This window comes from Streptomyces spiralis (genome assembly GCF_014654675.1).
GTDB lineage: Bacteria > Actinomycetota > Actinomycetes > Streptomycetales > Streptomycetaceae > Streptomyces > Streptomyces spiralis.
In genome coordinates this window covers 62,187-73,600 of the sequence record NZ_BNBC01000046.1, presented here as the reverse complement: position 1 = coordinate 73,600, position 11,414 = coordinate 62,187, and the positions used below count along the sequence as shown (strand labels likewise).

The window sequence follows — 11,414 nt, the reverse complement described above, 5'->3', positions numbered from 1 at the left end:
CCCGCCTTGTCCGACGCCCGGTACGTCAGGGTGTGCTGACCGACACTGCTCACCTTCACGGGGTCGGTGTACGTGGCATAGGCCCCGCCGTCGAGCGCGTACTCGATTTTGTCCACTCCGGAACCGGAGTCCGAGGCCGACAGCGTGACCGTCGCACTGTCGACGTAGTTCCCCGAGGCATCCTTCGTACCCGACACCGACGCCGACGTGTCGGGGGCGGTGGTGTCGCCCCCGGGGGCGGCGGTGACGGTCAGTTCGCCCGACATGATGTGACCCGGCATCGCGCAGTAGTACCGGTAGACGCCGGGAGTGAGGGTGACCTCGGCGGTGTGCCGGCCGCCGCTGGAGTCCGACGGGCTCGCCTGGATGTTGAGGCTGACGTCGGTGTTGTAGTCGGAGTTGGAGGTGTCGAACGTCAGCGTGTGCGGCATTCCCGTCGTGTTTCCGGTGGCCGCGCTGTTCTCGAACACGATCGTGGCCGGTCCGGCCACCGCGGTGGTGGGGGCGGACGTGTACCCCATGTATCCGTCGCCGGCCGTCCAGGTCAGCACCTGGGTCGCGGCCGTGGTGTCGTCGGCGCGGCTCCAGGCCGCGTAGGCGGCCGGGGCGGCCAACGCGAACACCGTGAGCAGCAGGCCTCCCACCGCCAGGACCACCGGATGCGTGCCGAACCGGCTGCGTCGCGCGGGTCTGGAAGGGGGCGGATCCGTCTGGGTATGGAGCAGTCTTCTGAACACCGCTGCACCTTTCGCGAATTCGCTTGTTGCGGTACCGCGCACGGATCCGCGGTTCCGCCGGGTGGACGACCGGCCGCCGGGACGACCGGTCGGGGCCCGTCCGGCCGGGAGCCGCTCGGAAATCGGTTCCGAAGCGGCGTTGGTGCCCGGGCCGTCATGCGACCCGCGCCCTGAACTCGACGGCACGATGAGCGAGCTGTGGGTGATCACGGGGGCGTGACGACGGCTGACCGGCCGCGGCCGCACGAGCGAGCGATCGACGTCCGCTCCGCCCCGTGCCGGAGCGCAGACGCCACGGACCCGCGCGCGAGGCTCACCCACCTCTCCGATTGCAGCAACGTTGCGAAGCTACCGGTCTTTTGACGACCCGCCAAGGTCTATGGCCACAACCCAACCAACTTTGACCTGAGTCTGGAAAAACTGGAGAAGCGCCGTTACGGTGAGGCCGTTCCGAGGCGCAGTCCGCCTTGCCGAGCCGAGCCGACTTCGTCCGTACCGCGCGCATCCGCACGCCGGGCGGCCCCGAACCGGCGAACCGACCCGACGGCTTCTGTGTCGAACCCGACGACCCCTCTGCCGAACAGAACGACTTCTCCCCCGGCCCCGTGGGGGCCGAACGCCCGGCGCACCACCGCTGACCGCCGCGTCCGGATGCCGTGCCGCCCGGGACGCCGGCGCGCCTCACGACCACGAAACGCCTTCAGGCATCCAGGCCTGTCGCGGATTGGAGAGCGATGACCGACTCAGGCGCAGGCGCCAGACGCCTCTTGACCCGGCGATCGTTCGCCGCTTCAGCTGTGGCGGCCACCGTCGCCCCCACGGTGCTGGGCGGCAGCGCCGCCGCGACCCCGGACAAGACCGCCGTCCCGGCATCGGACAAGCCCGCCGCCGCGGACAAGGGCGGCGACGTCCGCAATCTGACGCTGTACATGGAGAAGCTGCCGAACGGGGAGATGGGCTACGGCCTTCGCCCCGGCGAGGCGACGATCCCGGGCCCGCTCATCGAGCTGACCGAGGGCGACACCATGAACATCGAGGTGGTCAACAACCTCGACGTCGCCGCCAGCCTGCACGTGCACGGCCTGGACTACGACGTCGCCAGCGACGGCACCAAGATGAACGACAGCGTCGTCCAGCCGGGCGAGCGCAGAACGTACGTCTGGCGCACCCACGCCCCGGGCAGGCGCCAAGACGGGACATGGGAGGCCGGAAGCGCCGGCTACTGGCACTACCACGACCACAACGTCGGCACCGAGCACGGCACCGGCGGGATCAAGAAGGGGCTGTACGGCCCCGTGGTGGTGCGACGCAAGGGCGACGCGCTGCCCGACAAGCAGTTCACGGTCGTGTTCAACGACATGACGATCAACAACAGGACCGCTCCCAACACCCCCATGTTCAAGGCCGTCCGCGGTGAGCGGGTGGAGTTCATCGTGATCACCCACGGGGACTTCTTCCACACCTTCCACATCCACGGCCACCGCTGGGTGGACAACCGCACCGGGATCCTGGAGGGCCCGCAGGACGTCAGCCGGGTGATCGACACCAAGACCACCGGCCCCGCGGACTCCTTCGGGTTCCAGGTGATCGCCGGCGAGCGGGTCGGCGCGGGCCACTGGATGTACCACTGCCATGTCCAGAGCCACTCCGACATGGGGATGTCCGGTGTCTTCATGGTGACCGAGGCCGACGGAACGGTCCCCGGCGGCATGCACTCCATGCCTGACATGCCCGATATGCCCGGCATGTAGAAGGAGCGGCGCTCGTCCCGTCACTCCCCGAGCCACGCCCGTCGGACCTGACCGGACGGTCTGACGGGCGTGTACCACCCCGCCGCCGCTCGCTCGGCCCTGGGCCATCGGGTCCAGGGCGACGCCGGCCGAGCGGCGGCCCCGGCTCCACCCCTGACCACTCTTCCGTTGTCGGATCGAGTCAAGGAGCAACAATGGGCCGAAGAAACCGGTTCACCCTGTCGCGACTGAGTGGCGCGCCACCGTCGCATTCCGCACCGACCCCCCGTCGTACGCCGGCCTGGCGGCGCGGGGTCGTTCTGCTGTCCAGCTCCGCGCTGGCACTGGGACTGGCCGCGCTGCCGGCCGTGCAGGCACAGGCACGGCCACAGACCGGAGCGACCGAGGACCAGGGCACCGCCGCCGACGCCTCGGTGAACGTCCTGGTCTTCCACGGGCCGGCCGACCAGCAGGACGACCCCGTCAAGACCGCCGTATCGACGATCAAGGAACTGGGGCAGAAGAACGGCTTCTCCGTGGACGAGTCGGACGACCCGTCCGTCTTCACCACCGACCGCCTGGCCCAGTACCGCGGCGTGGTCTTCCTGTCGGCCAAGGGCGTGTCCCTCACCTCCGACGAGGAGTCCGCGTTCCAGGCCTACGTCAAGGGCGGCGGCGGCTTCGTCGGCGTCCACGACGCGGCACGCGCGGAGGCCGGCTCCAGCTGGTTCACGGGCCTGATCGGCACGCGTCCGGCCGCCAGCCTGCCCGCCTCGGAGAAGGTGGCCGACGTCACGGCGAGCGACGACAACCCGCCCAACGAGACGAAGGCCAAGCTCTTCGACGGCAGCAACACCACCAAGTGGCTGGCGCACCAGAACACCGCGTGGGTGACGGCGAAGATGGACCACGCCGTCGCGGTGGCCCAGTACGCGCTGACGTCGGCCAACGACTACCCGGGCCGGGATCCCAAGGACTGGACCCTGCAGGGCTCGCAGGACGGGAACGACTGGAAGACGCTGGACACCCAGTCCGGCCAGAGCTTCCCGGACCGCTTCCAGACCAAGCAGTACAAGTTCTCCAACACCACGGCCTACCAGTACTACCGGCTGAACGTCACCGCCAACTCCGGTGAGCCGCTGACCCAGTTGGCCGAGCTGCGGCTGTTCGGCGCCGACCCGGCGCCCGCGCCGGAGACGAAGGTGCAGCAGGCGGTAGTGGACGTCACCGACCGCCAGCACCCGGCGAACAAGGGCCTTCCGCTGAAGTGGACCCGGTCCGACCAGTGGATGAACTGGGACCCGAACCCCAGCGGCACCGTCCAGACGGTCGCCCAGGTCGAGGAGAACTCCTACGACGCCGGGCCGGCGGGCAACGGCGCCTTCCACCCGATCTCCTGGTGCCGGGACTACGACGGCGGCCGGTCGTTCTACACCGGCATGGGCCGCACCGACGACAGCTACACCTCGGACACCAAGTTCCAGAGCCATCTGCTCGGCGCCATCGAGTGGACGACCGGCATGGTCCGCGGCGACTGCCAGGCCACCATCGCGTCGAACTACTCCGTCGAACGGCTCACGGCCAAGAACCAGTCGGGCCAGCTCGACCAGATCGGTGAGCCCCACGGGCTGACGATCGCCCCCGACGGCAAGACCTTCTACATCGGCAAGGCGGCCTGCCCGAGCGGACCCATCCCGGACTGGAACGACCCCAAGGTGGGCCTGGGCTGCGGCACGATCCATCAGTGGGACCCCAAGACCAAGCAGGTCAAGCTGCTCACCACGCTCGACGTGATGGGCAACCGCGGCAGCGGTGACGAGCTGGTCAAGAACGAGGAGGGTCTGGTCGGCATCACGCTCGACCCCAAGTTCGAGCAGAACGGCTGGATCTACATCTACTGGATGCCGCACGAGTCGGTCGACCGGGACAAGCAGACGGGCCAGCGCACCATCTCGCGGCTGACCTACGACTTCAAGAACCAGTCGATCGACAAGAGCACCCGCAAGGACCTCCTGCACTGGACCGCCCAGATCCACAGCTGCTGCCACACGGGCGGCGGCATGACCTTCGACAACGATGGCAACCTCTACGTCGGCGTCGGTGACGACAACTCCTCGCAGGGAGCCGGGGCGGGCTACTCGGGGAACAACTGGACCAAGGACTACAAGGGCCTGTCCTTCCAGGACGCCCGCCGTACGGCCGGCAACACCAACGACCTCAACGGCAAGATCCTTCGGATCCACCCCGAGGCCGACGGCACGTACACGATCCCCAAGGGCAACCTGTTCACCGGAAACGAGGAGGGCGGCGGCAAGACCCGCCCGGAGATCTACGTCATGGGTGTCCGCAACATCGCGCGGATCGCCTGGGACAAGACCAACAACTGGCTGACCGCGGCCTGGGTCGGCCCCGACGCGCCGACGCCCGACCCGGAGCTCGGCCCGGCCAAGTACGAGACCGCGACCATCATCACCTCCGCGGGCAACCAGGGCTGGCCGTACTGCATGGGCAACAAGCAGCCCTACCGTGACCGCAGCAACACCGACGCGAGCGTGCTCACCGGCTGGTACGACTGCGACCACCCGAAGAACACCTCGCCCCGCAACACCGGGCTGGTGGACCTCCCGCCGATCCGCAGCAACATGATCTGGTACTCGCCGCAGGGCGGCGGCGTGGACTACCCGAAGCGCAACGACGGCAGCGGGCTGCCCACGTACGTGCAGAGCGACGAGAAGTACACCGAGCCCTACCTCAAGGGCGGCGGCCAGGCCATCATGGACGGCCCGACCTACCACCGCTCGGAGGTGGACACCGACAGCGGTGTCGCCTGGCCCTCGTACTGGGACAACAAGTGGTTCATCGGTGACGAGTCCAACGCCAACAACCGCGTCGCGGTGACCGTCACCCCGGACAACGTCAAGGACCAGTCCCAGCCGGCCTTCGGCGAGGACCTGCGCCGGATCCTCCCCGGCGGCGTCGGGGACAACAAGATCCAGAGCTGGATGGACGCCAAGTTCGGCCCGGACGGCGCGCTCTACATGCTCGACTACGCCGGTGGCTTCTTCAGCCTGGACCCGAACCAGAAGCTGGTCCGCGTCGCCTACCACGGTGGGCCGGCCACGCCGAACCCGAGCGACGCCGCGGGACGCGCGGTCGCGCAGAGCAAGCCGCGGACGATCCAGTTCTCGGCCGCGAAGGCGGGCGGCGTCTCCTGGGAGTGGAACTTCGGTGACGGCAGCCAGCCGTCGCACGAGGCCAACCCGACACACACCTACGCCGACTACGGCACCTACCACGCCACGCTCAAGGTGACCTACGCCAACGGCGAGCAGTCCACCGGGAAGATCGACGTGACGGCGGGCTGCACGGCGCCCGACGCCCGTTCCACGGTCCGGCTGCTCGACACCGACACCGGTGTGGCCAACCACAAGGTCGGCGGCGGCTGCACGATCAACGACCTGATCGACGACGAGGGCGCCTGGCCCAACCACGGCGCGTTCGTCAGCAACCTCAACGACCTGGTCGACCAGTTCCGCAAGGACGGCATCATCGACAACCGCGAGGCGGCGACCCTCAGCAAGGAAGGTGCCCAGTCGCCCATCGGCAAGACGCCGGGATACAAGTCCATCTTCGACGGGTCGGCGAGCAGTCTCGCCGGATGGAGCCAGGCTGGCGCGGGCACGTTCTCGCTCCTGCCGGACGGCACCCTGCGCAGCTCCGGCGGCATGGGCATGCTGTGGTACAGCAAGCAGGAGTTCAAGGACTACTCGATCAGGCTGCAGTTCCGGGATGTCGCTCCGGAGGGCCACCAGGCCAACAGCGGTGTGTTCGTGAGGTTCCCGGATCCGCGGACTCCGCTGGACCAGCGGCCCGAGGGCTGCAGTACCACGGGATCGGCCCGCACCGCTCCGGAGTGGGTGGCGATCTACTGCGGCAACGAGATCCAGATCTACGACGGCGCCACCGGTGAACCCCAGAAGACCGGCTCCGTCTACAACTTCGATCCACTCGACCTGGACCAGGCGAAGGTCACCCCGAAGGGCCAGTGGAACGACTACGAGATCCGGGTCGTGGGGCAGCACTACACGATCATCCGCAACGGCGTGGTGATCAACGAGTTCGACAACACGCCCGGCAAGTCGTCGTCGCGTGCGGGCGATCCGCCCACGGACCTGCGTCAGTTCCTCAGCGGCTACGTGGGTCTGCAGAACCACAGTGACAACGACCTGATCGAGTTCCGCAACATCCGGGTGCGGAACCTGTAGCAGGGAGCGGTCGACGCCGGGCTCGGGGCGGCAGCCCCGGGCCCGGCTCTGCCACGGGTTGAACCGTTCAACGGGCAGAAGTTTTCGTGTAGAGCGGATCAAATGCGGACCCATGCAGCGGCGGCACTCTTGACCCTGTGCACGGGACCGGTTACCCAAGCTACTGAAGTTGCCCTAGTCATCTGAAACGTTTACAGGCGAATGAAAGATCCCGCGGTCGATCACGGTTCTGGCCACCCCCGTGGGGCGGCCTTCCCCGCGTTCCCTGCCGGCCGCGCTCGGCGAAGGAGACGGAAGTGTCCACGCTCAGCTACCCGACAGGCCGGCGAACCCAATCCGACACCGCATGTCTGCTGAGGGACGAGGTGCGCCTGCTGTCGCTCCTGGCGACCGGTCTGCCGGTCGAGGCCGTCGCCCGGCGGCTCCATGTCTGCCCCCGCACGGTGCGGCGTCGCTGCCGGGGGGTGTGCGACAAGATAGGCGTCGGCAGCGTCATCGAGGCCGTCGCCTGGGCGGCCCGGCGCAGACTGATCTGACCGCAGCCGGAAGCCGGGCGCCTCTCCCGGCGCAGCGCACTGCTGCGCGCCCTGCCGCGTCCCTCGAGGGGTTGCGACAGGGCGCGCCGAAGTCAGGTGGGAGCGACGTCCCTGGCGGTGAGGGAACTCCTCGCCGCCAGGCATGAGAAAGCGGCCGCCCCGTCCCGCCGCCCACCCCGGCAGGAGCGGGGCGGGCGGCGGGACGGGGCGGTGGCGCAGGGTCAGGAGAGCAGGTTCGCGAGCGCGGTGTAGCTGCGCTGCGCGGCACCGAGCGAGCCGGGCGGGTCGGGCTGGGTGCCGGGGGCGGTGTCCTGTTCCCAGATGCCGTGGTGGTTGCCGAACGGGCCGATCGCGTGGATGAAGCGCTGGTAGCGCATGTCACCCGCGCCGAACTCGGTCATGTCGTAGCCGTCGGCGACGTTCGGGTCGGACTTGCCGTCCTTCATGTGGAACATCGTGTAGCGGTAGGGGTGCGCGCGCACATAGGCGGCGGGGTCGAAGCCCGGGTAGCGGAACTGGCCGACGAAGGCCCAGTACACGTCCATCTCCAGGTAGACGTGGGCGGGGTCGGTGTTCTCCAGGAAGACGTCGTAGAGACGCACCTCCGGCTGATCCTTGCCGAAGGCGAACTCGCCCGAGTGGTTGTGCTGGTAGAGCTTGAGTCCGCGCGCCGTGGCGGCCTCGCCCCAGCGGTTGAAGTCCTCCGAGGCGGCCTGGTACGCGGCGACCGTCGGGGTGTCCGAGGGGGCGTTCGCGGTCCCTATGTTCGGCATGCCGAGGATCTGGGCGTTGTCGAGCTCCTGCTGCAGGTTGCTGCGGAAGGACCCGATGCCGATGTGGCTGCCGATGGCCCGCAGGCCGTTGTCGTCGAGCAGCGTACGGATCTCCTGGAGTGTGATCTGCCGGCCCAGGATGGAGGTGTTCTGGGTGTATCCGGCGAACTCGACCTCCTTGTAGCCCATCCGCGACAGTTCCTCGAAGACGACGCGGAAGCCGAGGTCGTAGACCTTGTCGCGGACGCTGTAGAGCTGGATGCCGATGGCGTCCTTCGGGATGCTCAGGCTCGCGCCGTGGGGACCGGCGTCCGGGGCGAGTGTCTGGGCGGCCGCGGGGAGCGCGCCCGCGACGGTCGCCGCGCCGATGGCCACGGTGCCGGCGGCTGCCGCCCGCAGAAAGCCTCTGCGACCGACGTCATGGGTGAACTGACCCATCATCACTCCTTACGTGTGGAGCAGGGGGGTGGTACGGGGCGTTCGTCGACCTGGAAGGCCTGAGGGGCGCGTAGTTGGCGGAACTGACGGACGATGAACACCTGAGACGGCCGATAGTTCACCACGAACGGCCGCCACTTTTCACCGTACGAGCAAAAGATGTGGCCACTTGAGGCAATGAAACGCAGCTACCCGGCAGTAGATTCTTGACAGTGCATGGCCACGGGTTCACGCTCATGACGCTTCCTCAGGGGGCCGTGGATGTTGTGGGCGCCCGTGCAGTTCTGGGACATGTGCCCGCTCCACCGGTCGAACGGCACACACCGGCCCCGGCATCCAGCCCCGGCCCGACACCCCCGCGCGACGCGACGGTTCGCGCGACGTTCATCGCAGCGCCACACGAGAGGCAGGCAGTACGTGCGTACACCAGTGAGCCGACTACTCACCGCCACGTTGAGCGCGATGCTCAGCGTGGGGGTCGCGGTGGCCGGATCGACGACCGCGCAGGCGCGGACCGAGGCATCGGCCCGTACGGCCGCGGCCGCACCCAGTGCCGCGACATCCGACTTCCAGCAGGTCACTCTCGCCAAGGGACCCGAACAGGTGGGTGAGCCCATGGGGCTCGCCGTGCTGCCCGACGGCAGCGCACTGCACAGCTCCCGTGACGGCACCGTCTACTACACGACCCTCGACGGTCTCACCGACGTGGCGGCGAAGCTCTCGGTGTACACCCACGACGAGGACGGGTTGCAGACCCTCGCGATCGACCCGCACTTCGCCAAGAACCACTGGGTCTACGCGTACTACGCCCCCCGACTCGACACCCCCATGACCGACGCCCCGGAGAACGGGACGGCCGCCGACTTCGCGCCCTACAAGGGCTACAACCAGCTGTCCCGGTTCACCTTCACCGACGGCAAGCTGGACCTGTCGAGCGAGAAGAAGATCATGCGGGTCGACACCGACCGAGGGCAGTGCTGCCACGTCGCGGGCGACATGCACTTCGACGGCGACGGCAACCTGCTGCTGAGCACCGGCGACGACTCCAACCCGTTCGAGTCCGACGGCTACGCCCCCATCGACCGGCGCCCGGGCCGCAACCCCGTCTTCGACAACGAGCGCTCCACGGCCAACACCAACGACCTGCGCGGCAAGCTGCTCCGGATCAAGGTGCACGACAACGGCACCTACACGATCCCCGACGGCAACCTGTTCCCGAAGGGCACCTCCAAGACCCGTCCCGAGATCTACGCGATGGGCTTCCGTAACCCCTTCCGGTTCAACGTCGACAAGAAGACCGGCGTCGTCTACCTGGCCGACTACGGCCCGGACGCCAGCACCGCGAACCCGAAGCGCGGACCGGAGAACACGGTCGAGTTCAACCGGATCACCAAGCCCGGCTTCTTCGGGTGGCCGTACTGCATCGGCGACAACACGCCTTACGTCCAGTACGACTTCGCCACCGGACAGTCCGGGAAGCCCTTCGACTGCGCCCACCCGGTGAACGACGCTCCTCTGAACACCGGTCTGAAGGACCTGCCCCCGGCCCAGCCGGCGTGGATATGGAACCACTACGCGGGCAACCCGCTGTTCCCCCAGCTCGGCGGCGAGGGCGCCCCCATGGGCGGCCCCGTCTACGACTACGACCCGGGGCTGAAGTCCGCGGTCAAGTTCCCCCAGAGCTATGACGGGAAGTTCTTCGCCTACGAGTTCGGCGCCCACTGGATCAAGCCGATCGCATCCGACGCCAGCGGAAAGATCCAGTCGATCGACACGCTCACCAACGGCAACGACTGGGCGCGCCTGGTGGAGCCCATCGACACCGAGTTCGGACCGGACGGCTCGCTGTACGTGCTCGACTACGGCAGCGCGTGGTTCGGCGGCTCCCTGGACGCCGGGCTCTACAAGATCGAGTACTCGCCGGGCAACAAGGCGCCGACCGCGGCGATCACGACGGACACCACCTCGGGCAAGAACCCGCTCACGGTGAAGTTCGACGGCACGGGCTCGACCGACCCCGAGAACGACGCCCTCACCTACGCGTGGGACTTCGACAACAACGGCACGACCGACTCCACGAGTGCCACCCCGTCGTTCACCTACACCGCGAACGGCCAGTACCACGCCAAGCTCACGGTCAGCGACCCGAGCGGCAGGACGGGCGTCGCCGCCGTCCTGGTCACGGTGGGCAACTCCGCGCCGGTGCTGAAGTTCTCCGAGCCGCCGAACGGGCTGACGTTCAAGGACGGTGACCAGGTCGCCTGGAAGATCGACGCGACCGACCCGGACGGCACCCCGGTGGACTGCTCCAAGGTCCAGGTCAGCTACTCGCTCGGCCATGACATGCACGCCCACAACCTCTCGCAGGCCACGGGGTGCAGCGGCACGTTCTCCATGACCACGGCGGGCCACACGGACTCCGACGACTTCTACGGCATCTTCTCCGCGAGCTACACCGACGCCTCGCCGACCGCCGGGGTCCCCGACCTCACCGGCACGACGCAGATCATCCTGATGCCCAAGGGCAGGCAGGCGGAGTTCTACCGCACGCAGTCCGGCGTGCAGACGACGTCCGTCGCCGGCGCCCAGGGCGGCGAGGCGGTCACGTCGATCGGCAACGGTGACTGGATCGAGTTCGACCCGTACGACCTCCAGGGTGTGAGCAAGATCGACTTCCGGGCCGCGTCCAGCGGTGCCGGCGGCACGATCGAGGTCCGCACCGACGCCCCCGACGGCCCGCTGGTCGGTACGGCGACGGTCGGCGACACCTCCGGCGCCTTCACGACGGTCAGCGCACCGGTGACCGACCCGGGCGGGACGCACAAGCTGTACTTCGTCTTCAAGGGCGGCAGCGGCGACCTGTTCAGCCTGGACGCGTTCACGATGAGCTGAGCCGAGCTGACAGCAGGCAACGGCGGAGGGCCCCGGAGACGGG

The 11,414-nt window shown here is 68.4% G+C and carries 6 protein-coding genes; 4 read left to right on the top strand and 2 right to left on the bottom strand.

What is annotated here, in order from left to right; all coding sequences use genetic code 11:
- Positions 1-656 (bottom strand): cupredoxin domain-containing protein (locus tag IE318_RS34825; protein WP_373311366.1); only part of this gene is annotated, 656 nt, incomplete at its 3' end.
- Positions 657-1,471: 815 nt separating this feature from the next.
- On the opposite strand from IE318_RS34825, the gene IE318_RS34820 reads away from it, so the two are divergent.
- From IE318_RS34820 to IE318_RS34810, 3 genes are all read left to right on the top strand, one after another.
- Complete coding sequence (locus IE318_RS34820) at positions 1,472-2,488, top strand: multicopper oxidase domain-containing protein (RefSeq protein ID WP_189906784.1); 1,017 nt, start codon at positions 1,472-1,474, stop codon at positions 2,486-2,488.
- A 194-nt stretch (positions 2,489-2,682) separates the two neighbouring features.
- On the top strand, positions 2,683-6,732 hold the full coding sequence (locus IE318_RS46890; RefSeq protein WP_189906783.1) for a ThuA domain-containing protein: 4,050 nt from the start codon (positions 2,683-2,685) through the stop codon (positions 6,730-6,732).
- Positions 6,733-7,028: 296 nt separating this feature from the next.
- Complete coding sequence (locus IE318_RS34810) at positions 7,029-7,268, top strand: LuxR C-terminal-related transcriptional regulator (RefSeq protein WP_063766882.1); 240 nt, start codon at positions 7,029-7,031, stop codon at positions 7,266-7,268.
- 221 nt (positions 7,269-7,489) lie between these two features.
- Here the strand turns inward: IE318_RS34810 and IE318_RS34805 are convergent, their stop codons facing one another.
- Positions 7,490-8,482 carry a sugar phosphate isomerase/epimerase family protein gene (locus IE318_RS34805; protein WP_229903941.1) on the bottom strand — a complete coding sequence of 331 codons (993 nt, stop codon included), beginning with the start codon at positions 8,480-8,482 and terminating at the stop codon, positions 7,490-7,492.
- Positions 8,483-8,941: 459 nt separating this feature from the next.
- On the opposite strand from IE318_RS34805, the gene IE318_RS34800 reads away from it, so the two are divergent.
- On the top strand, positions 8,942-11,371 hold the full coding sequence (locus tag IE318_RS34800) for a PQQ-dependent sugar dehydrogenase (protein WP_229903940.1): 2,430 nt from the start codon (positions 8,942-8,944) through the stop codon (positions 11,369-11,371).
- The last annotated feature ends 43 nt before the right edge of the window (positions 11,372-11,414 follow it).

Coding starts and splice junctions, on each gene's coding strand:
- IE318_RS34820 (WP_189906784.1), top strand. CDS start 1,472: ATGACCGACTCAGGCGCAGGCGCCAGACGCCTCTTGACCCGGCGATCG.
- IE318_RS46890 (WP_189906783.1), top strand. CDS start 2,683: ATGGGCCGAAGAAACCGGTTCACCCTGTCGCGACTGAGTGGCGCGCCA.
- IE318_RS34805 (WP_229903941.1), bottom strand. CDS start 8,482: ATGATGGGTCAGTTCACCCATGACGTCGGTCGCAGAGGCTTTCTGCGG.
- IE318_RS34800 (WP_229903940.1), top strand. CDS start 8,942: ATGCTCAGCGTGGGGGTCGCGGTGGCCGGATCGACGACCGCGCAGGCG.